Raw genomic sequence first — 23,934 nt, forward strand, 5'->3', positions numbered from 1 at the left:
AAAAAAGACGCGTCTGACTGTGTTGCTGTGCTATTTTTTATCTCGAATAGAAAAAGGAACTCCTTGAATTGTTAGTTCAAGGAGTTCCTTTCTGTTGGTTGCTTACCCCCTGCAAATCTATTGTTTGTTGGGGAGCAGCGTTAGCATGAGGTCGGTGAGCTCGAAAACAAGGTGCTGTTATTGAGCACTGCTATCATTTCTTGGGAGGATAAAATCACCAGCCTTCGGCTGGGTTTTCCAGCGCTTATGCATCCAGAACCACTGCTCTGGGTATTTGCGCACGATTCGCTCTACAGCATCTGTGTAGAATCTCGTAATTTGCTGGATTTTTTCTTCACGTGTTCCTTGAAGGCTTTCTGTATCGAGAGGTTTTTCTAAAATAAATGTATATCCACCCTGTTCATTTCTGACGAGAAATGCTGGTAGAACAATGGCTTTTCCTCTAAGGGCTAAAAAAGCTGGGCCGGAGTTTACAGCAGCTGTTTCACCTAAGAAGTCTGTAAAGAGTGCTTCCTTTCGTTTGGTGTTATGATCGACCAAAAAGGCTGCGATTCCCTTTCTTTTGAGAGCTCTAAGTACTCCAAAGACTGCATTTCGGTGAGAAAGGACTACTGCCCCGCGTCCACCCCGGAGTTTGAAAATGAGCTCGTTAATGTTTTTGTTTTTATTGGTGCGAACGACAACTAATGGCTGCGCCCTGTGGGCTACAGAACCAATTTCACCTAAAAGACCTGCCATAATTTCCCAGGCGCCCATGTGGGCTGTGACAGCAATCATAGGAGAATTTGTTGCTACGCAGGTTGAAAATGCATTCTCTGGGTCTTGAACAACCAGTTCATTAATAAATTTCTGGTTTACCTTGGGAACAAGAAATAACTCTAAGAAAGACCGGCAGTTATGCATAAAACTTTTTTTGGCAATAACAACTGCTTCTTCATATTCAACATTTAAATGGCGTTGAATAGCTGTTATCGCAAGTTTTCTTCGTTTTGGTATGCTGTTCCACATTAGAGTGCCAAGGGCACACCCAAGCACCTTAGAACTGTGGACAGTCATTTTTGTACCCAAGGTATATATAGCTGAATATATTGGATTCACAATCTATCCTTAAAGTAAAGCTTTAAGTTTGTCTTCTAGGCGCTTACGCTCTTTCTCGAGATATTCATCGTTAAGGCTTCCTGCTTCTAGATCGTAAGGTTCACCAAAAATGATTTTTACCTTGGAAAAGGGTAATGGCACTTGAAATTGATCCCATGCTTTTTTGAAGATATACGTTTTGGACATGGCTATCCGTACAGGAACAATCTTAGCGTTGCTTCTGTGAGCAATAAAAACGGCACCTTCTTTAGCTACATGGCGTGGACCTCGTGGGCCATCGATCGTAATACAGCCTATATGACCGGATGTTTTCATGGTTCTAGCTACTCGCAGCAATGCTTTTACCCCGCCACGCGAACTGGATCCTCTGCTGGTAAGAAGGCCAAGTTTTTCTAAAACTTGTGCAAGAATTTCTCCGTCTGAACTCTGACTTACAACAGCAATGATTTCAAGCTGTCTTCGTGCATGCATAAGCGGAAATAATTCATCATGCCACAGGCAGGTAACCATTGGTGTCTTTGTATCCCAGAGCTCGTCCAGTCTTTCACGCCCTACTTCTTCATAACGAAGTGTTTTGCACCAGATCTTGTACAGATGAAAAAGCGTTGAAGAGATAAAGGGAATTGGTAAAGGAATCTTCACTAAGCGATCTCCTCATGCCTTTCAAATTGTAATGTGTAGAGTCGTTGATATAAAAGGCTATTAGCTAGCAAGGATTCGTGAGTTCCCTCGTCTACGACCTGACCGTTTTTCATGACCAGTATTCTATCCGCAGAGATGATGGTGGAAAGACGGTGTGCAATGACAAGGCTGGTTCGGTCTTTCATTAAGTTTTCCAGTGCTTGCTGGACTACTTTTTCGGACTCAGAATCAAGGGCGCTTGTTGCTTCATCAAGTATCAGCAACGGTGCATTCTTTAACAGAGCACGAGCGATGGTGAGGCGCTGTTTTTGTCCACCGGAAAGGCGAACTCCTCGTTCGCCGACAACGGTGTCGTACCCATCAGGAAATTCAGTAATAAATTCGTGCGCAAATGCGGCACGAGCTGCCTCTTCAATAGCTTCTCTTGAACTTCCTTCTGAAGAATATGCAATGTTATCAGCGATTGAGGTGTCAAACAGAAACGCATCTTGAGAAACAATTGCAACATTTTTTCGTAATGACTTGAGTGTCAGAGTTCGGGAATCAATACCGTTAATAAGAATGCGCCCTTCCTGCTGCTCATAAAAACGCGGCACAAGGTTTACAAACGTCGTTTTACCGGCACCACTTGGGCCAACGATTGCAACTTTTTCGCCTTCTTTTATGTTAATATTAATATTTTTGAGCGCAGGCTGACCGTTTTCGTCATAGCTGAAAGTTACATTCTCAAAGGAAACTTCATGTACTCCTTCAAGTATTTGAGTGCCATCCTGCTCTACCGTAATATCTGGAGAATCAAGAATTTCAAAAACGCGTTCAGCGCCTGCAAGTGCTTTCTGTAATGAATTGTTCGCCGAAGTGAGCTCTTTTACCGGATCATACAGCATGACAAGTGCTGCAACGAAGGAGAAAAATGTGCCTGCGGTCTGTTCGCCTGTAATTACCTGTGAACCACCGTACCAGATAACTAAACCTATACCGAGTGCACCAATTAGTTCCATAATCGGCGAAGACATTTGACCGACGATTGTCTGTTTAAGGGCAAGCTTAGCAATACGGCTGTTTTCAATACGGAAACCGGCTTTTTCACCCTCTTCATTTGCAAAGGCTTTAACTACACGAATCCCGCTAAACTTTTCTTGAAGGAATGTAGTCATGGCGGAGATAAGAACTTGGTTTTTCTTTCCGAGCTTACGGAGTTTTTTACCGAAATGGATAAACGGGAATAAGGCAAGCGGTAAAACAAGTACTGCCCAAGTTGCTAGGTAGGCATCCTGATAGAAAACAACAAAAAGCAAACCAACCATAGTCAAAAATTGACGTATTCCTTTTACAACAGCTGGAAGGCTGCCGCGAATTTCAGCCACGTCGTTAACAACGCGTGACATAAGCATGCCTACTTGTTGTTCTTCATAAAATTTGAGTGGAAGGCAGATAATTTTATCGAATAATTCGTTGCGTAGTTGTTCAAGCACCTTAAGGCCGCAGTAGGTCATAAAGTAATTCTGAGAATACCGCCCTGCCCCTTTTGCGAGGACAAGAAGGAAGTACAAAAAAGGAATAAGTAACAAATACTCACTGTTTTTATTGATAAAAATGTCATCAAGTGCTGGTTTGATAAGGTATGCGGATGCCCCAGTTGTCGCGGCCACTACTGCCATTGCAATAAGAGAGATAACTATTGATGCTTTGTAAGGAGCAAAGTATCGCAGTGTACGTTTAAGAAGTTTTGCGCTGTTTTTAGGCAGTTTTTTAAATTTTGCCATGGGTTAGTTTTCTCCACAAAAGGCTAGTATTTAAATATTCGATAGTTTTTTGAAACTATATTACTTTTTTCGATTTGACGGCTTGCATGACTGCGTATCTATTAGTAAGAGGAGGCTCGCAATGAGTAATACTGAATTAAATTGTCTTTCTTTGTCCTGCCCGCAGCCTGTCATCCAGTGCAAAAATTTGATTGAACAAGAAGCTCCGTCTGTATTTACTGTATTAGTAGATAATGATGCAGCAAAAGATAACGTGGTACGGTTCCTTTCTTCAAAGGGATACTCTGCTAAATCCGACCAAATTGAAGGTGGTTGGCGAATTTTGGCCACAGCTTCAAATGTTGAAGCATGTGAAGTTCTCACTGACGACGAACTGGCTTCGGTCGACAGTAGTATATGCGTTTTTATTTCTTCTGCCACTATTGGCAGAGGTGATGATGAACTTGGTGCTAAGTTGATGAAGAACTTCTTAGCTACGTTGCCAGAACTTGGCAAGTCTTTGTGGCGTATTGTAATGGTCAATGGTGCTGTTACCCTTGCGACTAAGGATAGTCATGTTTTGGAAGAATTAAAAGCCCTTGAAGCAGCTGGAGTAGATCTACTGGTTTGTGGAACATGTCTTGAACATTTTTCCATGCTGGATAAAAAAGCTGTGGGCGAAACCACAAATATGCTGGATATCGTAACCAGCATGCAGGTAGCTGCAAAAGTCATACGACCATAATATATGTCAGAACAAAATAGAAAATTTTCGTCTCAAGAGACTGAAGACCGACGCGGACGTCGGACTGGCTTTGGTGATCGTTCCGAACGTAACCAATCAGGCAACAACGCAGATCGTCGTGACGACGAGCGCACTCCCAAAAAGCGTAACGAACGCTCTTACTTCGATAGCAAAGGCAAATATCAGGGCCGGCCTATCGATGATGGTGAGGGTGAAGGTAGACGTAATACCTATAACGACTTGCCGGGGCGTGCTCCATCTGGTGGAGGAAACCCTCGCCATGATGACAGCCGTGGTAGTCGCAATAATCGTGGACAGTTTGAATCTCGTGGCCGTGGTGATAACCGTGGACGTAACGAGTCTGGAAGTCGTAATGCCCGTGACGAACAGTCCGGTTCAGAGCGACGTCCACAGCGAGGCGGATATAAAGGCCATCCGGTAGAACGTGACGCAAGTTCGCGTAACGATTTTAGTCGCCCAGAGCGCTCTGACTCCCGCCGTACAGGCGGCGGAGATCGCCAGCGTGATAACCGTCGTGAAGATTCCCGTGGTGGCCGCGATAATCGTGGTCGTTTTGAATCTCGTGAACGTGTTGAGAAACGTGGTCGCAGTGAGTCCTGGAACCATAATGATCGTGGCGAACAGGCCGGTTCAGAGCGTCGTCCTCAGCGTGATGGCTTTAAGGGGCGTCCAGTTGAACGTGACGAGAATCGCCGTACTGGCTTTACTCGTTCCGATCGTTCTGATTCCCGTCGTCCAGACCGTGATTTTCGTGGCGGAGACCGCCAGCGTGATAACCGTCATGAAGATTCTCGTGGTGGTCGTGACAACCGTGGCCGTTTTGAATCTTCTGATCGCCGAGGTCCCAGTCGTCCTTTATCTGATAGACATGACCGACGTGATTCTGCCAAGCGTGGCTTTGAAAATCGTGGGCGAAGTGACCGTCCTAGCCGACCTCAGGAAGGTAAGCGTGATGGAAGCGAAGCTTTTGGCAAGCGCCCTATGCGTTATGACGCAAGTTCAGAAGGCACTCCTCGCAACAACCGGACAGAGTCTCCGGTTAAAAAGGCAGAGACTCGACCTCCACGGCCTGCGAAAAAGCCGTTTGTACCTGCAAAGCCAAGCGTACCCAATTTGAATGAGCCTTTGCGTATAAATAAAGCTTTAGCTTTTGCCGGCATTTGTTCACGTCGCGCTGCTGACGACTTGATTACTCAGGGCGTAGTGTTTGTTAACGGCGTAAAAGTTGAAGAGCCGGGATTGAAAATTATCCCAACTTCAGATGTGCTGGAAGTAAACGCAGAACGTGTTATTTTTGATACCGAAAAAGTTGAACCTTTGTACGTTCTTCTTCATAAGCCAGTGCAGACTGTATGTACGGCGAATGATCCAGAAGGCCGCCCTACTGTTCTGGATATCCTTCCAGAAGAGTTTAAAGAAAAGCGTATCTTCCCAGTGGGCCGACTCGACTTCTTTTCTACCGGCTTATTGTTATTGACCAATGATGGTGAGTTAACTCATAGACTCACACATCCTAAGTGGCACCAGAATAAAGTATACCGTGTACGTGTGCGTGGCGATGTTCCGGAACAGGTTCTTGAAAAATTCCGTAGCGGTATGATACTGGAAGAAGGTGATAAGCTTGCTCCGGTTGAATGCAAAGTTCTTGCGCATGATGAAGGGAATACCCGTGTAGAGATGGTGCTAACTCAGGGGATTAATCGTCAGATTCGCCGCATGTTCCGTGATGTCGGGTTGACTATTCTTAACCTGCACCGCGTGAAGATTGGGCCAATTCAGATTGGTGAACTTGAAAAAGGCGAAAGCCGCGAGTTGACCCAAGAAGAACTTGCTCAATTGTATGAGGCGACTGGTCTTAGCAAATAGTTTAACTTAGTTAGTAAATGAAAAAGCGAGTGGAATTTCCACTCGCTTTTTTTTATTTTTTTGTATTGTCTTCAAGATCAACGCCGTTAGGCGGAGTAAAGTTGAAGACTAGATTATTAACGGGAGCATTTAATGTAACGTTTTTAAACGTGATGTCATTTATGTTTCCATAAAAATCGATAATGCGAAGTCGTGTTATGATACCAGATGATTCATCGACCCAAATTTTTGCTTCGGTGAGGTTGGCTGTCGGTTCTTTAGGAAAAAGAAGATAATTACCTTTTTCTTCGCCATCTTCTACATAAAAGTCGTTGTCGACTTTCGCATCTCCAAGCAAAAAACGTAATGCGTTTTGGCTTTCATCTGCAAGTTCTCGTGGATACTTGTACACGACCTCTTCATCTTTCAGATAATTCCAAACGGCATCTTTGTTTACGATAAGTAGTTCACTAAACGGTTTGTCTGTTACCCAGCGTACAAGTTGGGGGCGTTTGATAACAAAATTTCCAGTTCGAACGTCTTTTTCACCGCTGTCCTTATGAATAAGGGTTTGTACAAAGTCGGCCGCAACTGTTTGTGCTTTTCCGTAAGACTTTGTGAGACATTCGAGCCCCGCGTTTGCAATTCCTGCGGTGGTAAAAAAAAGACAAAAACTTAGCACAAATGTTATGAGACTACGATTCATATAGCGTCCTATTTCTATCCTGTTGGTTGCTCTTTTTTGGCAAGCACTGTTCGTGGCTTGCTCCCGTCAGCTGGTCCAACGATCCCGTCTTGCTCCATTTGTTCAACAAAACGGGCTGCTTTATTAAAGCCAATTCTGAATCGACGTTGGATAAGAGAAATAGATGCTTTGCCATTTTCAATAACAAAAGCAACACATTCTCCGTATAATGGGTCATCCGCTGTACTGTTGTTACCGTTTTCCACACCATTCATTGAACCGGATGTATTACCGGTTCCTGCTGTTGCCCATTCTACAAAATCAACCTTGTATGAAGGTGGAAGCTGTTTTTTCCAATGGGCAACAACTGAGATTACGTCATCATCACTTACAAATGCTCCATGCATTCGGGTGAGTCTTCCCCCGCCAGGTTTGAATAGCATGTCACCTTTGCCCAGCAAGTGCTCCGCACCGACTGTATCAAGAATCGTCCGCGAGTCATGTTTGCCTGTAACTTGAAAAGATATTCGACATGGGAAGTTAGCTTTAATCAGACCCGTCACAACATCAACACTTGGACGCTGCGTTGCAAGGATAAGGTGAATACCTGCTGCTCGGGCAAGCTGAGCAAGTCGAACAATACTGGTTTCAACTTCTTTTGCTGCGGTTAGCATAAGGTCTGCAAGTTCATCGATGATGATAACTAAGTATGGTATTGGCTGTAGGTCTATCAGATTTTCCGGTCTGTCATCACCCAATTGCTTTAATTTAGCATTATAACTCAAAACGTTACGAACACCCATGCGGGACATGGCTTCGTAACGTTTGTCCATTTCATGTACTGCCCAGTCCAGCGCATTCTTAGCCTGAGACATATCAGTCACAACAGGGTGCACTAAGTGCGGTAAATCCGCATAAACTGCAAGCTCAATACGTTTTGGGTCAATAAGCAGCAATTGAAGTGAGTCTGGTGTGGTTTTAAACAGTAAACTCATCAGCACTGAGTTGATAAAAACACTTTTACCCTGACCGGTTGCACCCGCAACAAGCAAGTGAGGCATTTTTGCCAAGTCTGATGTAAAGGGTATGCCGGAAATATCTTTACCGATAGCCAAAGTAAGCGGATCTTTTGAGTTGATAAACGTTTCTGACGCAAAAAGTTCTCGTAAAGAAACCAACTCTCTGATTTCATTTGGTATTTCGATACCGACTGTATCCTTTCCCGGAATCGGAGCTTGGATTCGTACAGAAACGGCACTCAATGCCATTGCTATATCGTTAGATAAATTTGCAATTTTGCTTACTTTAACTCCTGGTGCCGGTTTAACTTCAAACATGGTGACAACTGGGCCGGGAGTAATGCGTTGCAGTTCGCCTTGCACGTTGAAGTCTTCAAGGCACTCCATAACAAGACGCCCTTTCGTCTCCAATACTTCACGCGGAGTTTTTTCAATATCGTCATTACTGTTGGTGAAGAGGTCAAGCACGGGCAACGAAACTTTTTTGCTTTTCTTGGTAGTTCCCCTTTTTGCTTCGGGGAAATCAAGACCATCCTCAAAAGGATTACCCTCTCCAATTAATGATGTTTCTTCTTCGGTTGATTTTACAGGTTCATCAATAATGACGGAGCTGAATTCATTGGAGATTGCGCCCGTTGAAGCTATTTCATCCCAAATTTCTGGTTCATTGTTTTTCGATGGGACACAAATAGATGACGAGGCTGCATCAGGGGCTTCAGTTTTTTTGCCAAAGAGAGAGCGCCGAGCTTTTTTCTCATTGCTAACTTCAGATGTTTTTTTAATCTTTGTTTTCTTTTTGGTTGTAATCGTTTTTTTGAGTGATGGCTTTTTAATATTACCACTAAGTTTTGTGAGCCATGCAAACAGGCCAGCCCACGTGCCACCCATGATGAGTTGCACTGCACATAGTGTTATAAAAATCCAAAGTAATGTGCTGCCGATTGGCCGTAAATAATACCATGTAACACCAAACAGCACGTCACCCAGTAAACCTCCGCCTAGGATTTCTCCAATATTTAATGGTGCGGCAGAACTTAGTGAGCAAACACTGAGGCTGAATAAAAATAAGCCGAACCACCTCCACCACTCAATGCAAATTTTTGCAAAAAAACAGCGAATGCCGGATGCAAGAAATCCCAGAGCTAAAAGGTACGAGGTCAGCCCGAGCATATCGACCAGAAGTCCTGAAAGATATGCTCCAAAAAGACCAGCAGCGTTATGAATAGTTTTAGGCGAACTTACGATATGATTGAGGCTTGGGTCAGCCTGACTAAATGTCACGAGGCTGATAGTAAGTAAAATGCCCCAGAATGTGATGAATAAAGAAAAAAGTTCGCGAGTTATACGTTGCGTATTCGTAATACCATCCTCCAGTAGGAGTGCTACCAATTAATAACAGAAAATAATCAGATACAAATAGAAATGCTAACCAGTTAGTTCGCCACGAATCTGATAACCTTGGTGTACTGTAGTCATATTACGGAATGCAATCAACAGCATATTTTTCAATGTGTTTATATGAACAATATTTTGCATTTGTAAAATAGCATAAAAAAAACGCGTTTAAAATAAAACGCGTTTTTTTATACAGTTCGGGTGCGTAAACTTATGAGTTTTCGCGACCAAGGTACTCACGAGTACGAGTATCAATTTTGATTTTATCACCAATGTTGATGAACAGAGGAACGTTTACTTCCAGACCTGTTTCAATGGTAGCTGGTTTTGTAACGTTGGAAACCGTGTCACCTTTTGCACCTGGTTCGGTGTGGGTTACTTCGAATACAAGAGCTGCAGGAAGTTCCAGAATAAGTGGTTCACCATTGTAGAGCATTACTTTTACTTCCTGACCGTCTTTAAGGAAGTTTTCTGCACCATCAGATTTTTCGGTGCTCATGTAGTGCTGTTCGTAAGAACCGAGGTCCATCAGAACAAGGTTGTCACCTTCCATGTAGAGGTACTGCATTGCAGCATGTTCAATATCCGGACGACCAACTTTTTCACCGGAACGGAAGGTGTTATCAACTACGCGGCCTGTAAGAAGGTTGCGCAGCTTTGTGCGGATCATAGCACCGCCTTTGCCCGGTTTAAAGTGCTGAAATTCTACAATTTCGTATGGGGTGCCGTCTAAAAGGATTTTAAGACCACGTTTAAAATCAGTGGTTGAGAACATGTATTCCTCCAAGTAGTTCCGATGGGTAACCGGAAAATTAAATTCTAATTTTCAAGGTGCTGAAACAGTGCCTGCACGGCAAGTGCGTAACTCATCATGCCGAAACCTGCAATAACACCAATGACATGTCGACCAATAAAACTTTTTTGCCGCGTTGGTTCGGAGCGAGCAAGTACATTGCTTAAATGTACCTCCACCACGGGCAATTCAATCCAGGCAAGACAATCTGCTAAAGCAAGGCTAGTGTGGGTGTAGGCACCAGCATTAAGCACTATGCCGTCAATCCCTTCTTCTCTTGCTTGTTCAATGCGATCAATCAGTTTGCCTTCTGAATTATTTTGATAAAATTCAAGGGAAACGCGTTGGCTATTTTTTCCAAGCACCTGCAATACCAGTTCGGGTAAAATATCCATGGTGCTGCTACCATAGATTTCCGGCTGGCGTTTTCCTAGTGCTCCTAAGTTAGGACCATTAAGAACCAATATGTTGTAACCGGGCATGCGTACTCCCTTTGTCTTTACACATTGCTGTTATACCATTAGGAATGGTGGAAACAAACGGGTAATATTTTCCAAAGCGCTGCTTGTTGTCAAGCTTGGCGTTGCCTTTATTAACTATTACCAAAGGCCCCTCATGCAACCAAATCTTATTTTAGAAGACACAATATATACGCTCGAACAACTTCAAGAAATTGAGGTTCCGCAAATTGCTCTTGCAGGACGCTCCAATGTTGGTAAGTCTTCTCTTATCAATGCGTTAGCAGGACGAAAAAATCTCGCCCGCATTAGTTCTACACCTGGCAAAACCCAATCAATCAACTTTTATAAAGTTGAACCTTGGCAATACTATCTTGTAGATCTTCCAGGCTACGGTTACGCGAAGGTTTCTAAAGCAGATCGCCAGAAATGGGCTGAGCTTATTAATCAGTACCTCATTTCCACTCCGGGACTCAAAGCTCTCGCAGTTCTTATCGACAGTCGCGTTCCGCCACAGCAAATTGATATCGAGCTGACTAGCTATGCCCGGCAGATTGATCTGCCACTTATCCCAATTCTCACGAAATGTGATAAGTGTAAGCAGCGTGAGCGCGATGCAAAACAAAATGAATGGGCAAAACTCCTTGGCGGAATTAGACCCATTATGTCTTCAGCTTCATCCGGATTAGGCCTCGACAAGATCTGGCATGCATTTGCAGAACATGCGATGGATCCAGAAGAGTTTGCCCGAATTGATGCGGAAGTGAAAAAAGCCAGAGCTGAGAAAAAAGCACAACGCGTTGCTCGTGCTGAAAAACGTGAGAACGCTAGCCCTAAGGCAAAAACAAAAAAAGCTACTCCTTCTAATAAGAAAAAGAAGAAAAAGTAGCGGCTGTAAAGGCTTTTCTTTAATTTTGGTACGTTGCTTTCCCTCGGAATGCAAGAAATATTCAAGTGAGTTCGCATATTGCGGGCTCACTTTTTTTATGACCGTATGGTGAGATTGCGGTTAGATAGAGCTTTTATCAGAACAGAGATAGTAAAGGGGACATATGCTGTTGCATATGCCCCCCACTACACTTTAGTTAACCAATTGTTACTCTACCATTTTTTCTTGCGCTGTGCTTCAAGAGCAACAGCTTGCTCTTCAAAGCTAGCGAAGCCGGCTTGGTGGAGAGCGTCAAGAACCGTCTGTTCCCAGTTCCAGCCTGCATAAATTACAGGTTTGTGGAACTTCGCACGGAATTGTTCCAGTTCCTGACGGTAGAATTTTTCTTTAGGAGTTTCGATAGATTCGCGAAGCTGCTCATGTAAACGAGCAATTTCACCTTCATACCAATCGAGGATGTCCTGAGCGTTTTTGTACTTCTTGAGAATATGTCCGTATCCATTTTCATTTAACAGAACACGAATTTTCTGAAGGTACTTGTCACCAAGCCACTGACCGAGCTGTTCGGTTTTAATGTTCTCCTGCTCTATCTCAGCCATGTCCATTTTTGTCTGGAAGTATGTGTCTGGTACTACTGACGCAGATACAATTCCAGCAATGGCAACAAGACCACGAAGCACGGTGCTGTTTGAAACACCCTGACCGCAGAAGCCAACTTTTTTACCGTATTTCTGACCAGTGAAGATGGTACAAAGAATTGCCCAGATAACAGCAGGATCTTCTTCATCGTAGATGTGGGAAAGACTTGCATTATCTCGGTCAGTTGCCAGAACCATCTGAGTCATATCGTTGGAGCCGATGGAGAATCCGTCGAATTCCTGAATAAACTGTTTTGCAAGAATAGCGTTACTTGGGATCTCAGACATGAGGATGATTTTGAGACCATCTTCGCCACGCTTGAGTTTGTGCACCTGCTCGAGGTAGCGGCGCATTGCTCTACCTTCTTCAAGTGTACGGACAAATGGAAGCATAATCTGCAGATTGGTTCCGCCGTACACGCCACGAGCAAGTTTGAAAGCTTCGATTTCCCAATCGTGGATGTTACGGGAAACACCACGGTAGCCAAGCATTGGGTTATCTTCGAAGTGTTCAAACAAAGAACCGCCAAGCAAGTTGCGGTACTCATTGGATTTGAAGTCGGTGGTTCTGTAGATAATGTCTTTTCCATAGAATGCCATTGCGAACAGTGCGAGTCCCTGTGAGAGGGTCTGTACGTAATGTTCTTTACCAGAACGGTATCCGCGTGATTTAATAATGGTGCGGATATTTTCTGGAATACTGCGCATGTCACGGATTTCTTTTTCTAAGCCGGAAGTGAGAGCAACCTCTACACGAACCTGCTGTACTTTTTGGATTACGTCCATAACTACAGGATCTGTGGCTGCCTTGGCTGTAAGCGCTTTCACTGATGCATCAATTTCAGCCTTGCGTCGAGTGCTTTCCGGATCTGTTCCGGTGAGCTTCATCAGTTCATCAGAGAAGCCCATAACAGCAGAAATGTGGTCTTCAAGGTTTTCAGAAGTCTTGAGGACATCAAATCGACGTGTTGCCGTTTCCATGTATGCATCAAGCTTATGATCAAGTTCACGCATGCGACGGTGTACTGCAAGTACTTCGTCGGTGCCGCGTGGCTGTTCATTTTCGGTAAGCTTTTCAATTTCTTCGGAAAGACCGGTTAGGTGACCTACGTACTCACGAAGGTTGAAGTCTACACCAACAATACCCAGAGCAAGCTGTTCACGAAGCACTTTTGTAAGCTGACTTTCCAACTCGTGCACTTTGCTAGCAACTACTCGTTCTAGTTCTCCGGAATCGTAAGCTTCAAGTGCTTTCGGGTGGATGGATATGTTGCCGAGCATGAACTCTGCACGGAGCAGACCAACCTCGAAATCGGTTACATTTCTAAGTCTGGAAAGGAAAAGAGATTGACCTACGTCGGCGAGAATAAGGCCAACTTTGGTCTTGGTTTCAGGCAGCTTTGCAAGATTCATTTCGCCGCCAACCTCTTTTAGAGGAAGTAGACCGCGATATACTTTGCCACGAGTACCATCAACTGTAATCTCTTCGCCATCAAGGTTGCGAAGAACTTCAAGACGCTGGATACCAATGATTGCCGGAATACCAAGTTCTCGAGAGGTGATAGCAGCGTGACTGGTGTCACCACCGACGTCTGCAAGAATAGAAGAAGCAATACGCATGCCCGGAACCATGTCAGGGTCGGTACGTTCTGCTGCCAGAATATCACCTTTAATAATTTTGTTCAGTTCAAGTGCTGAACGGAGATATTTTACACGTCCTTGTCCTGCACCGCGAGATGCACCGTTACCTTCTAAGATAACTTCTGCATTTGCTGCTGCTTTTTCATCCACCTCAAGACGGCGCATGAAAATAGTATCTGGATGAAGTTCAAATTCTTCATTCCAGCGGGTTTCTGGACGAGCCTGAACAAACCAGAGTCTATCAGCGTCATCAATACAAAATTCTGTATCCATGATCATGCCGCCGTAAGCAATTGAAATGCCACGAACGCCACGCGCTACTTCTTCTGCCTGTGCAAGTGAAAGTGACCAACGGAATGCTTCGAGGTCAGGAACATCCACCATTTTGGTGCCACCCTTTGCTTCGTAGACAATTTTTTTGTCTTTGCAACCCATCTGACGAATAACAACTTCTTGTTTATCGTCGCGCTGGAACACGTAGAATTTATCAGGGGTTACCATACCGCCAACTACTGCCTCGCCGAGACCGTAACTAGCATCAATGGAAACAAGGTCTTTTCTGTCTGTGCCGCGACAACCTGTTGCAGTATCTGCGGAGAATGCAGTACCGGATATAACAGGGTTAATCATGCGCATAATACAAACAGAAAGTGATGTATTTTCAATGGCCCATTCTTCTTTTGCTTTAATCGCAATCGAATTGTCGCCGGTTGCTTCTGCACGCGCCATTGCATCCAGAATGGCTTCACGACGGTAGGTCATTGAGCGAAGGTTATACGCAGACGCGCAATCCCAATGGTACGCTTCAACACATCTGTTTTCGCTAACGATGTTCAGGTACGTATCCTGAAGACCTGCAAATGCTTTTTTGCGAGAATCTTCGCCAGCCGCGGATGATCGGACTGCTACAGGAACGTCTTCAAGCCCCGCTTCTTTGCAGATTGCGTTGTACGCATCTCGTACGCAACCGGTTACACTGTCAGGCAACACTACAGAGAGGATGCCGGCCTGAACCAGTACTGAACGTTTGCGAAGCTGGTCAATTCCTTCTGGAGAAGTAGCAAAACCCTCAACAACGTTGTTTACAAAGGTTCTAGTCTTAAGGGTGTTCTGAGTGCCTTCAGCTTCAGCTTCAGCGCGAATTTCTTTAGCGATGTTTCGTACAAACTTCTGCAAGAACTCAGGGTCTTTGTTAATTTCAGGGTCATTCCAGTCAATTCGGTTGTACTCTTTGTCAACCATGGAGCGAACAAGTGAAGCGTTCACTTTCGTTTCATCCATGAGCTGGTGGAAGGCTATGGAAGAGATTGCACGAAATTGCGGAGCCCGAATACCGTCAACCTGACTAATAATAGCGGTGTTGTAGTTTTTACCACCAACAAGAAGCTCTGCTTCTTCGCCAATGGCTACAATATCTGCACCTGTAAGAACTAATTTTTTTTGAAGTTCTACAATCTTAGTCGCTTGTGCTTTAACACTCTTGGAATCGTCAGCCTTTTTCTTGGCCATCAGTCTTTCCTCCTGGAAGGACTTATCACTTTAAAAAACCGGAAACTATAACTTATAGAGTAAATACTCTACGCCCATCGTTAGAATTAGATTTTGATAAACAACTTTTTTTATAGGCAATACCTACACGGTGGTTATTTAATGGAGAGTCCCACTCGGGACTCTCCATATTCTCTAATCCTTACTCATGCCGAAACATGAGACCCATCTACGCTTCCAGTTTTTCACCACAGAAGGGGCAGAATGCCATGCCTTCCATGGAGAGAGGCTTCTGGCAAGCCTCGTTGCTGCATCGGCGTGGGATTGGACCAAGCTCAATAAGCAGGTCGCCCTCTTTAACCGGAACCATCATTTTGGTATCTTTGTAGTCAGCAGTTTTGAGTACACGTTTAACCATAGCATCTGCTGGGCTTACGACTGCTTTTTCCTGTTTCATAATGGAAACGTTGAAGAGTTCTTCACCCTTTTTAACTACATCACCCGGATTAACATACATTATCCAGAGATCGCCATTTGATGGCGCAGCTATATGAAGAGGATTGTTTGGATCAGCTTTTTCGCTTCCAGCATGTTCCTCTTCTTGTGGTGTTGCCACCTGAACGTCGTAACTCATAATATCCGAGTCAAGAACATACCGCACAACGCACTTTCCGTTGTTAGCTGGTGCAGAAATGTGCAGAATGGTCATTGAATGCGGCTTTGCGTTATCATCAACAAAGTGCAGTTCTCTACCGGTTTCAAGCCCTTCAAACCAGACATCAAGCGGAATGTTGTTCGGGTTGCCAAAGTCTCGTTTAAATCGGACAGTCTTGAGAGCGTCAGCCGGATGGTTGAGGAACATAATAAATTCCTCGTCTGTTGGCTTACGACGGATCTGACTAATGAAATCTGTTTCCTCAGCCGCAAGGTTAAGGTCTTCCAACGTTGTTAATGGAGACGCTTCAGTGCGGGTTGCAATGGCATGTTTCCACTCTGCTGATCCAAAAGCACTCTGGTATACCCAGTCTGCAGGGAAGCCTAGTGGTAGTTTACCAAATTTACCAAGGAGCAGATCCCGGAATGCATCATTACTATCTTGATAGATAGCAAGACGCGCTTCTTTCATTTCGTCACTCAATTCACGTTCTTCGAACTTGGTAACGTATTCAAGCACTTCTAACAAGTAGCGAACTTCTTCTTCGCCACCGCGTTTATATGCGTTGGTTACAGCAAGGAAAGCGGTGTTCCATGTAATTTGGGAACCAGGTGTTACATCATGGTAACGTACAACTTTCCGGGTTCCGGCAAGGAATTTAAGCATGTAGGGAAGAAGGTGAATATATCCCTGCTTTAATGCGCCTTCCTGTGAAGAGGAAGTTGCACCACCAGGCATCGCATGATGTACAACATCATGATCAATTCCCTGAAAGAATGGTGCAGTATATTTGTCGTAATATGGCATGATCTGTTTGAGTGCGAAATTACACTCACGGATCATATCTTTATTAAGATTGGTCTTGAGTCCAAGCTCTTCCTCAATGTATGCCGCAGTGGAAAGCACTTCGCCCTGTCCATACCAGCGAACTGCAGCACCAATGCCAGTATCGACAATATGTGCGCCAGCTTTAGCAGCTGCGCCCACAGTCGGCACGAAAAGGCCGTCAGTGCAGTGTCTGTGGTAATGGGTAACAAGGGAAGGCCATTGCTTACGAATTGCAGTAATAAGCTCAGTCACAAAGCGTGGTGGGCATACACCCGCCATATCTTTAAGGCCGAGGATAATCATTTCGGAAGCTCTTCGTATGCTAACACCCGCTACGTCTGCAACCATTGAAAGAATTGCTTCTGTTACCAACAGGTAGTGCTTAACATCAAAGCCTTTCGCCCATGAAAGAGATATAGCTGGTTCAAAGACTACTTCGTTACGATTCAAAGCTACTTCTGCAAACGGACGCATGTTTTCTACATGGTTCAGGAAGTCGAAGCAGCGAATAACATCGTAATGATCACAAATCATCTCACCGGTTGCCCGCATAAGGTTCTGTGGCTGTGGTTTGTAGCCAAGAACGTTTGTTGAGCGGATAAGGATTTGTTTAAGAGTCTTAGGAGCAAACTGGTTCCACTCTTTTGCTTCGGTGAACGGGTACGTCATGTTGGCAAGCATTGCTACATGGAAATGTGCCCCACCACCGTTTTCGATAGAGAAGAATCCACAGTTATCAAGGTATGGGCCAATAATTCTGTCCTCTGCAAGACGGAATCGGTTGCCACTGTTAGACTGCGTGATATCGCGCGGAGTAGTGTCGCAGAAATGTACGTAGTCTGAGTCTCGTACAAAATCTAACAACGCGGTGCGGTCACCGCGAGGATAAGCAGGCGCAGCCTTTAATACAGGGAGCTTAATTTTTGGTAATACAGGTTTGAACTCACCGATACGTGGTGTATCCTTCGAACGGTATTCACCAAGCTGCACATGAGGGTTAAAACCCTTTGCAGAAATTCCTGCAATCAGTTTGGAGAGGCGTTCAGCTTCAGGAGCCAGATCTGTGTAACAGAGCAGTTCAGGTGTGTTACCAATAAAGTTGGTAGTAAAATCACCCTCTCTAAATTTAGGATGACGAATCACCTGCTTAAAGAACGGGATGGTTGTTTTAACACCACCAATGGAGTACTCGTTAAGAGCACGTTCCATAGTTCCCAGAACTTTTTTCCAACCACGGCCATGAGAGATGAGCAGTGCACCCGCAGAGTCGTAGTTAGACGGGAAGTCGTAGCCGGCAGATAAGTTGGAATCAATACGGATGCCAGGTCCACCAGGAGAAATGTATCGAGATATCACACCACAGTTAGGTGCAAAATCATCCTGAGGATCTTCGCAGTTGATACGTAATTGCATCGCCATCTGGGACGGTGGGAATTCTTCTTCATTAAGACGGAGTTCAGCACCGAATGCAACCGCAATTTGCTCTTCTACAAGGTCGATTCCGTAACGCACTTCAGTAATACCATGTTCAACCTGCAGACGAGTGTTGACCTCAATAAGATACGGTTCGCCGTTAGGAGTTACAAGGAATTCAACTGTAGCAAGAGAATCGTATCCAACAGCCTTAATAAGACTGCGTGAATATTCTTTGAGTCGAGCACGTAGTTCTGGAGTAATAAGTTCAGAAGGAGATGGAGTAATCTCTACCAGCTTCTGGTGGTTACGTTGAATACTGCAATCACGTTCGTCAAATGCAAATACGTTTCCGTGTTTGTCGCTGATTACCTGAATTTCGATATGGCGCGCGGATGCAAGGAATTTTTCGATATACAGACGTGGGTTACCGAAAGATGCTTGCGCCATTGTAGACGCTTTAACAAAAGCACTTTCAAGTTCATCTTGAGTCTGAATTAAGAAAATACCACGGCCTCCACCGCCACCTTCTGCTTTGAGCATAATCGGGAAGCCGATTTCATCGCAGAATTTACGTGCGGTTGGAATATCCACAGAACCTTCGGAACCCGGTACAACAGGTACACCAAGTTTTTGTGCAAGAGAACGAACCTGTACTTTGTTACCAAGCAGGTTCATTGACTCCGCTGTGGAACCAATAAAGATGATGCCTTCTTCGGCACATCTTGTCGGGAATTTGTGATCTTCAGAGGCAAAGCCCCAACCCGGGTGAATAGCAACTACGCCGCGTTTTTTTGCCAGACTAATAATTCTGTCAATATCAAGGTACGCTCGAGGGTCAGAACCAAGTAAAAGAAGTTCTTGAGCGGCTGATGCGGCAGGAGACGTTTTATCAATATCTGTAGCCGTCATTATAGCTACAGCATCAAAACGCTCGCGAATTGAGCGACAAATACGACGGGCAGGAATGCCCCTGTTAGCAACCAAAATTGGTTTGCCTTTCACTTCTTCCAAAATCTGTTTAAACGTCTTAATCGCCATTCAATCCTCGTTATGCAGCGTCGGTGACATTTTGCAAATAAATAACCCATCGGGTGAACTAATCACGGGTGGAGGGAAATACTACCGGAATGGATGATCTTCTCGCCGTTTTTTTGACGGATCCGAAGACCACCATCTTGAGAAATACCCATTATCCTGCCCGACCGATTGATTAGATCACTTCCATGGATCCATACATTTCGCCCCAGCCAAGCAAGTTGTTTTTCAACACTCGAAATTAATTTCGCGGTAGTATACTGAACAACCAGTGAGTTGTAGCAAAAATGCATGTAGTCTACAAGTGTCTGCCACAGCTGTAATACCGGCACTGGTTGTTCTTTTTTGCACAAACAGTCTGCAGGAACAGCCCATTCGTTCCGCAAACGTTCTGTTGGAGGGTGTGAATGGACGTTCAGCCCAATCCCGGCCACTAATACACCTGACCTCTCTTCCAACAGAATACCGCCAATTTTTTTATCATCTACTAAAATATCATTAGGCCACTTTATATGTGCATTATAATCTAATTTTTGCAATGCACTTGCTAACAGCAATCCAATAACCAATGAACCAAGCTCATTAGCGAAAAAACCTGTCGCGGGTAGCCGCATTGCAGCATAAATATTACCTTCCGGTGAATCCCACGCGCGCCGCAATTGTCCACGGCCACTCTGCTGCCGTAGTGCTAAAACGGAATCCCATTCTTCAAGTAGCTCTTTTTCATGTAAAATACGTGCCACATCTAATGCTGAACTGCATTCTCCACATAAATATATGTTTGCTGGGAAATATGGCAAGATGGAGCTGTGCATGGACAGGTTGCCAAAGCAAGATTTTTCCCACGATTGTTTTTTTAAGGACTCCCAGCAGATATGGGAATTCGCCATTTCTTCGGGGGTGATTCCGGAAACAACATCAGGAATTTCATTATGTAAAACAAAGCAGGTGTGCATAGATTGTCCGTACGTTCAATAACCGGATAGGTTTTTCTTGGAAACTTTCTTTGCATGCAGTATGACAAAGAGATGAAATTTTATTTAGTTGGTGGCGCTGTGCGAGATATGTTGCTTGGTATCTCTCCTAAAGAATATGACTTTGTATTCTCAGGAACCGTTAATGATTTTATAAGCTGCAATCCCACAGCGCGCAAGGCTGGAAATGATTTTGGCATCTGCATTCTTCACGGTATCGAGTACGCCCCCATACGAGGTAAAACAATTGAAGAAGATCTTACCTTTCGAGATCTTACGATCAATGCCTTAGCGTTGGATGATGCTGCGCGCCTCTACTCTTTGCCACAAACGTTGCATGATCTTGAAAAAAAAATACTTCGCCATGCATCAGAAACTGCATTTATTCAAGATCCGCTTCGTGTTTTTCGTGTAGCGCGCTTTGCAGCAGATTTACCAGATTTTACTGTGCACCCCGGTACTCTTGCACGGATGAGGTATGTGGCTGAACTGGGATTGTTAGAGCATTTAACTCCGGAACGTGTAGGTGCAGAACTTTTAAAAGCTCTGTCTTCCATTCAACCGGGGAGATTTTTACACATTTTGGATGAAGCAAAATGTCTAACTCCATGGTTTTCAGAGTTGAGCTGTATGTCTTCAGTACCTGCCGGACCTATACCCTACCATCATGGCGACTGCCTTGCACATATTGTGAACACCGTTAATTATTGCAAAAATGATGTAACTGCACGTTATATGGCGCTTTGTCATGATTTAGGAAAACAGGAAACTAAAAAAGAAATTCTTCCACGTCACATTGGCCATGAAAAAAGTGGTGAACAACTGGCGGTATGTTTAGGAAAACGTCTTAAGCTTTCGGCGCATCTAATTAGAGCAGGTGCAGTAGCGGCACGACAGCACATGAAGGGAGCTCGGTATTCCGTACTTCGGCCTGGTACGAAGGTTGACCTACTTTATTCGCTTCATAACCAGCGTATTTTTAAATCATTTTTTATGATGGTTGAGGCCGACTCTGGTGTAAATTACCTGCCTCAAGCACAGGAAGAGCTCAAAGTTTTACTTTCAGTTTCTTTACCTCCTGAACAGCAGAATTTAGGAGCCGAGTCTGGCAGGCGTTTGCGAGAGCTCCGGTGCATGGCATTGAGTTCAATGCAGCCTTAAATGTTTTTCCTTACTTCTAGGTTTATTCAAATAAAAAGCCCCGAAGAGTTACTCTTCGGGGCTTTGAAATCAAGGAAAGTTACCTACTATTTGAAAGCTTTTTCAAAGTTAGGAACAACCTGTTTTTTACGGCTCATTACGCCGTCAAGCCATACGGATTCGCTACCAGCTACACCGAAAGCTTTTTCAACTACGGAAGCATCATCAGAGCAGATGAGCATTTCGGAGCCTTCTTTCATGATGTCTGTGAGAAGAAGGAATACGGAATGACGACCGTCTGCTTTAACTTTAGCAATTTCTTCTTTAAGACCAGCTTTTACGCTGTCGAGAAGAGAAAGATCAACAACTTCGAGCTGGCCGATGCCAACTTTGTTGCCGTTCATGTCAAAGTCTTTGTAATCACGGAAAACAAGTTCTTCCATGGTTGCGCCATCTACTGCAGACTTAACTTTGAACATTTCCATACCGAGAGCTGTTGTGTCGGCAACGCCAGCCATTTTAGCGAGAGCTTCTACAGCCACTTTATCAGCTTCGGTGCAAGTTACAGACTTGAACATTACAGTATCAGAAAGAATAGCGCAAAGCATGCCGCCTGCAATGCCAGCAGGGATTTCAAGGCCGTAGTGGTCGTAGAAACCTTTGATTGCGGTACAACCACAACCTACAGGCCATACCCACATTTCAAGTGGATTTGAGGTGGTGATGTCACCCAGTTTGTGGTGATCAATTACGCCACAGATTTCTGCTTCGTCGATATCTGCTGGAAGCTGCGCTTTATCAGAGGTATCTACGAGCCATACTTGCTGACCTGCAACAGAAGTTACAACTTCTGGAGCGGTAAGGCCAAATTTTTCTAAAACAAAAGCAGATTCAGGGGTAACTTCGCCCTGCGCTACTGCTTTAGCTTCGATGCCACGTTTATTGAGTGCATCCGCAACAGCGATTGCAGAAATAATAGAGTCGGTGTCCGGGTTCATATGTCCCATTACGAGTACTGCCATGGTAATTTCCTCCAGAAATTGTTGTAACGCGTTGTTCACGCTTATTTCCAAACTGAGTTTGTGACAGATAGCACAAAGCAAATCCGCTGCCAAGTAGTACTGTGTGACTTAGTGCATTTTTTTTCTTACGTGGAATCTTACAAATTGGTAATAACTACCACGCTAAAGAGGAAAAAAAAGAAGGAATAATAGGCGCGCCGAACTCTGAGAGAAAGTACCCCACCAAGAGTTGCAAAGAACCATAAATAGCTCCATGAAAGACCTGAACATTCAATGATGGAGCCGTGGACGTCGTATGCGACGGAGATCGTGCCAATTAGCACAAGCAGGTAGATAAAGAAGAAAACAAAATTGATACTGACCGTTTGAAGCAAGGCTTTGCTTATAATTTTATGCAAAAAAAGTTCTTCATCAACGTCGAATTCTGTTTTTTTAAGTGCAAGCAGCTTATTATGATGCTTATTATGTCGTTGGCGAAGAGCCTGATCCAGATGTGGGCTGATCAAGGCGGCTGGCATGGACAGTACCATGGGAATTACGAGCTGAGATGGGAATTGCAAAGAAAAAAAGCTGGCTGTGGCTAGGGTTGCAACTAGTGATGCAGTTCCATTAGGTGGGATATATGTTCCAACTGGAAAAAGATCGAGCCAAAAAAGCTCGAAGAAAATAGCTGCAGGGAGCGCTAACTCCCATTCTCCTGTTATGATCGCCCAGAAAAAGCCGATAGCTAACGGGCGCTCAACAAAACCTAAATTAACATTGGTTCGCAGCAGAGCCAGAATGGCAAAAAAAAAGCGTAGCCACTAAGCCAAGGAATTGAGGAAGATTGAATAACAGGAAAAACAACATCCATTACTATAACCCCTTAATCTGTAATGGTTGGTTTGGCACGCAGCGAAAATCGAGAATAATCTCGTGATTAGCAAAAAATTTCAGACACTCTTGGTCGTGATCTGAAACTGCTATGTGGTCGCAGAGTTGTTTTTTACCCGGCGCATAGTGCAAATTTCCTATGTTAATTGAGTCAAAGGAAAAACCTTGATCATGGATACGCTTTGCATCGTCACAATCTGCGACGATGATAAGTGTGTCCTGAAGGTTGTTGCTTTGAGCGTAGCCCATAATTTCTGTAATATGGATGAAATCTACAGAAATTCGATCTGGAATCGCGAGTGTTGCAATTTGTTGACGCAATGCATCATCTGCAAAGTCATCGTTCACGACAAGCAGATTTTTGGCATTGGTATATGGAATCCAAGTTTCAATTACCTGCCCATGGATCAAACGGTTATCAATGCGAATCCAAGCCATAATTTACTCGTTAACCTTGCTTCGCAGGATTTCTCCGGCCATGACAATACCTTTACCACCAGCATCTTTTGCTTCAATAGCAAGACGGTCAAGAGCCATGCTCCGACAACCAAATACCTTGAGCAGCATAGGTAGGTTTACACCCGTCAGTACTTCTAAATGTCTGGTTCCGAGTAGTGACAGACTCAAGTTTGTCGGGGTTCCACCAAACATGTCTGTAAGAATGAGCACTCCGCGTCCTTGGTCTACGCTTTCAACCATTGCTTTAATAGTTGTGACAGTTTCTGAAACATCTTTTTCGCTATCAACGCTTACGGTTTCGCAGGAAGGTTGTTTGCCCATAATAACTTCAGCCGCACTTAACAGTGCCGCGCCGTAGTTTGTGTGGGTAACAATAACTACACCAATATTTGTTTCTTCAGGAAATGTGGTAGACATGAGATTATATGTA

At 44.3% G+C, this 23,934-nt stretch carries 18 protein-coding genes; 4 read left to right on the top strand and 14 right to left on the bottom strand.

Annotated features, from left to right (window positions below; all coding sequences use genetic code 11):
* Positions 1–177: 177 nt before the first annotated feature.
* Genes F461_RS17990 through F461_RS0114095 form a run of 3 tightly spaced genes read right to left on the bottom strand, consistent with a single transcriptional unit; the run spans position 178 to position 3,506 of the window.
* Positions 178–1,056: a lysophospholipid acyltransferase family protein gene (locus tag F461_RS17990; protein ID WP_020001804.1), complete on the bottom strand. Its 879-nt coding sequence runs from the start codon at positions 1,054–1,056 to the stop codon at positions 178–180.
* A gap of 51 nt (positions 1,057–1,107) precedes the next feature.
* Entirely contained in the window at positions 1,108–1,740 is a 633-nt protein-coding gene (locus tag F461_RS0114090) for a lysophospholipid acyltransferase family protein (protein WP_020001805.1), read from the bottom strand.
* Entirely contained in the window at positions 1,740–3,506 is a 1,767-nt protein-coding gene (locus F461_RS0114095) for an ABC transporter ATP-binding protein (protein ID WP_020001806.1), read from the bottom strand. The genes F461_RS0114090 and F461_RS0114095 overlap by 1 nt, the downstream gene beginning before the upstream one ends.
* Before the next feature lie 121 nt (positions 3,507–3,627).
* Here F461_RS0114095 and yedF point away from each other — a divergent pair, with 121 nt between their 5' ends.
* Together yedF and F461_RS19595 are read left to right on the top strand one after the other, a co-directional pair.
* Complete coding sequence (yedF, locus tag F461_RS0114100; protein WP_020001807.1) at positions 3,628–4,230, top strand: sulfurtransferase-like selenium metabolism protein YedF; 603 nt, start codon at positions 3,628–3,630, stop codon at positions 4,228–4,230.
* 3 nt (positions 4,231–4,233) lie between these two features.
* On the top strand, positions 4,234–6,117 hold the full coding sequence (locus F461_RS19595) for a pseudouridine synthase (RefSeq protein WP_020001808.1): 1,884 nt from the start codon (positions 4,234–4,236) through the stop codon (positions 6,115–6,117).
* 52 nt (positions 6,118–6,169) lie between these two features.
* Here the strand turns inward: F461_RS19595 and lolA are convergent, their stop codons facing one another.
* The 4 genes from lolA to F461_RS0114125 form a co-directional block, all read right to left on the bottom strand.
* Positions 6,170–6,802, bottom strand: coding sequence for an outer membrane lipoprotein periplasmic chaperone LolA (gene lolA, locus F461_RS17995; RefSeq protein ID WP_020001809.1), 633 nt, complete (start codon positions 6,800–6,802; stop codon positions 6,170–6,172).
* 14 nt (positions 6,803–6,816) lie between these two features.
* On the bottom strand, positions 6,817–9,189 hold the full coding sequence (locus F461_RS0114115; RefSeq protein WP_020001810.1) for a DNA translocase FtsK: 2,373 nt from the start codon (positions 9,187–9,189) through the stop codon (positions 6,817–6,819).
* Positions 9,190–9,406: 217 nt separating this feature from the next.
* Entirely contained in the window at positions 9,407–9,970 is a 564-nt protein-coding gene (gene efp / locus F461_RS0114120) for an elongation factor P (protein ID WP_020001811.1), read from the bottom strand.
* Positions 9,971–10,014: 44 nt separating this feature from the next.
* Positions 10,015–10,470, bottom strand: coding sequence for a type II 3-dehydroquinate dehydratase (locus F461_RS0114125; protein WP_020001812.1), 456 nt, complete (start codon positions 10,468–10,470; stop codon positions 10,015–10,017).
* A gap of 133 nt (positions 10,471–10,603) precedes the next feature.
* On the opposite strand from F461_RS0114125, the gene yihA reads away from it, so the two are divergent.
* Positions 10,604–11,335, top strand: a complete 732-nt coding sequence (yihA, locus tag F461_RS18000; protein WP_081662873.1) for a ribosome biogenesis GTP-binding protein YihA/YsxC — start codon at positions 10,604–10,606, stop codon at positions 11,333–11,335.
* A gap of 212 nt (positions 11,336–11,547) precedes the next feature.
* Here yihA and F461_RS0114135 read toward each other — a convergent pair whose 3' ends face one another.
* The 3 genes from F461_RS0114135 to F461_RS18005 all read right to left on the bottom strand — a co-directional run bounded on the left by F461_RS0114135 (position 11,548) and on the right by F461_RS18005 (position 19,992).
* Complete coding sequence (locus tag F461_RS0114135) at positions 11,548–15,123, bottom strand: PEP/pyruvate-binding domain-containing protein (RefSeq protein WP_020001814.1); 3,576 nt, start codon at positions 15,121–15,123, stop codon at positions 11,548–11,550.
* Between the two features lie 208 nt (positions 15,124–15,331).
* Positions 15,332–19,039, bottom strand: coding sequence for a pyruvate carboxylase (locus tag F461_RS0114140; RefSeq protein WP_020001815.1), 3,708 nt, complete (start codon positions 19,037–19,039; stop codon positions 15,332–15,334).
* Between the two features lie 62 nt (positions 19,040–19,101).
* Positions 19,102–19,992, bottom strand: a complete 891-nt coding sequence (locus F461_RS18005) for a biotin--[acetyl-CoA-carboxylase] ligase (protein WP_020001816.1) — start codon at positions 19,990–19,992, stop codon at positions 19,102–19,104.
* A 72-nt stretch (positions 19,993–20,064) separates the two neighbouring features.
* Between F461_RS18005 and F461_RS0114150 the strand changes: the two genes are divergently transcribed.
* On the top strand, positions 20,065–21,171 hold the full coding sequence (locus tag F461_RS0114150) for a tRNA nucleotidyltransferase/poly(A) polymerase-related protein (RefSeq protein ID WP_026364784.1): 1,107 nt from the start codon (positions 20,065–20,067) through the stop codon (positions 21,169–21,171).
* A gap of 86 nt (positions 21,172–21,257) precedes the next feature.
* Here F461_RS0114150 and F461_RS0114155 read toward each other — a convergent pair whose 3' ends face one another.
* The 4 genes from F461_RS0114155 to F461_RS0114170 all read right to left on the bottom strand — a co-directional run bounded on the left by F461_RS0114155 (position 21,258) and on the right by F461_RS0114170 (position 23,921).
* On the bottom strand, positions 21,258–22,172 hold the full coding sequence (locus tag F461_RS0114155; RefSeq protein WP_020001818.1) for a manganese-dependent inorganic pyrophosphatase: 915 nt from the start codon (positions 22,170–22,172) through the stop codon (positions 21,258–21,260).
* A 137-nt stretch (positions 22,173–22,309) separates the two neighbouring features.
* Positions 22,310–22,690 (bottom strand): hypothetical protein, encoded by a 381-nt coding sequence (locus F461_RS18765; RefSeq protein ID WP_020001819.1) that lies wholly within the window; start codon positions 22,688–22,690, stop codon positions 22,310–22,312.
* Positions 22,691–23,027: 337 nt separating this feature from the next.
* Entirely contained in the window at positions 23,028–23,483 is a 456-nt protein-coding gene (locus F461_RS0114165) for a PTS sugar transporter subunit IIB (RefSeq protein WP_020001820.1), read from the bottom strand.
* A gap of 3 nt (positions 23,484–23,486) precedes the next feature.
* A complete protein-coding gene (locus F461_RS0114170) occupies positions 23,487–23,921 on the bottom strand; it encodes a PTS sugar transporter subunit IIA (RefSeq protein WP_020001821.1) in 435 nt (144 codons plus the stop codon).
* Between the last annotated feature and the right edge of the window lie 13 nt (positions 23,922–23,934).

The organism is Halodesulfovibrio aestuarii DSM 17919 = ATCC 29578, from assembly GCF_000384815.1.
Classification (GTDB): domain Bacteria; phylum Desulfobacterota; class Desulfovibrionia; order Desulfovibrionales; family Desulfovibrionaceae; genus Halodesulfovibrio; species Halodesulfovibrio aestuarii.

What these genes read in the sequence shown, in the direction of transcription:
- F461_RS0114125 (WP_020001812.1), bottom strand. Translation starts at nt 10,470, where the DNA reads ATGCCCGGTTACAACATATTGGTTCTTAATGGTCCTAACTTAGGAGCA.
- F461_RS0114165 (WP_020001820.1), bottom strand. Translation starts at nt 23,483, where the DNA reads ATGGCTTGGATTCGCATTGATAACCGTTTGATCCATGGGCAGGTAATT.
- F461_RS0114170 (WP_020001821.1), bottom strand. Translation starts at nt 23,921, where the DNA reads ATGTCTACCACATTTCCTGAAGAAACAAATATTGGTGTAGTTATTGTT.
- F461_RS19595 (WP_020001808.1), top strand. Translation starts at nt 4,234, where the DNA reads ATGTCAGAACAAAATAGAAAATTTTCGTCTCAAGAGACTGAAGACCGA.
- F461_RS0114150 (WP_026364784.1), top strand. Translation starts at nt 20,065, where the DNA reads ATGAAATTTTATTTAGTTGGTGGCGCTGTGCGAGATATGTTGCTTGGT.
- F461_RS18765 (WP_020001819.1), bottom strand. Translation starts at nt 22,690, where the DNA reads ATGCCAGCCGCCTTGATCAGCCCACATCTGGATCAGGCTCTTCGCCAA.
- F461_RS0114135 (WP_020001814.1), bottom strand. Translation starts at nt 15,123, where the DNA reads ATGGCCAAGAAAAAGGCTGACGATTCCAAGAGTGTTAAAGCACAAGCG.
- yedF (WP_020001807.1), top strand. Translation starts at nt 3,628, where the DNA reads ATGAGTAATACTGAATTAAATTGTCTTTCTTTGTCCTGCCCGCAGCCT.
- F461_RS17990 (WP_020001804.1), bottom strand. Translation starts at nt 1,056, where the DNA reads ATGACTGTCCACAGTTCTAAGGTGCTTGGGTGTGCCCTTGGCACTCTA.
- F461_RS0114140 (WP_020001815.1), bottom strand. Translation starts at nt 19,039, where the DNA reads ATGGCGATTAAGACGTTTAAACAGATTTTGGAAGAAGTGAAAGGCAAA.
- F461_RS18005 (WP_020001816.1), bottom strand. Translation starts at nt 19,992, where the DNA reads ATGCACACCTGCTTTGTTTTACATAATGAAATTCCTGATGTTGTTTCC.
- F461_RS0114095 (WP_020001806.1), bottom strand. Translation starts at nt 3,506, where the DNA reads ATGGCAAAATTTAAAAAACTGCCTAAAAACAGCGCAAAACTTCTTAAA.
- efp (WP_020001811.1), bottom strand. Translation starts at nt 9,970, where the DNA reads ATGTTCTCAACCACTGATTTTAAACGTGGTCTTAAAATCCTTTTAGAC.
- yihA (WP_081662873.1), top strand. Translation starts at nt 10,604, where the DNA reads ATGCAACCAAATCTTATTTTAGAAGACACAATATATACGCTCGAACAA.
- F461_RS0114155 (WP_020001818.1), bottom strand. Translation starts at nt 22,172, where the DNA reads ATGGCAGTACTCGTAATGGGACATATGAACCCGGACACCGACTCTATT.
- lolA (WP_020001809.1), bottom strand. Translation starts at nt 6,802, where the DNA reads ATGAATCGTAGTCTCATAACATTTGTGCTAAGTTTTTGTCTTTTTTTT.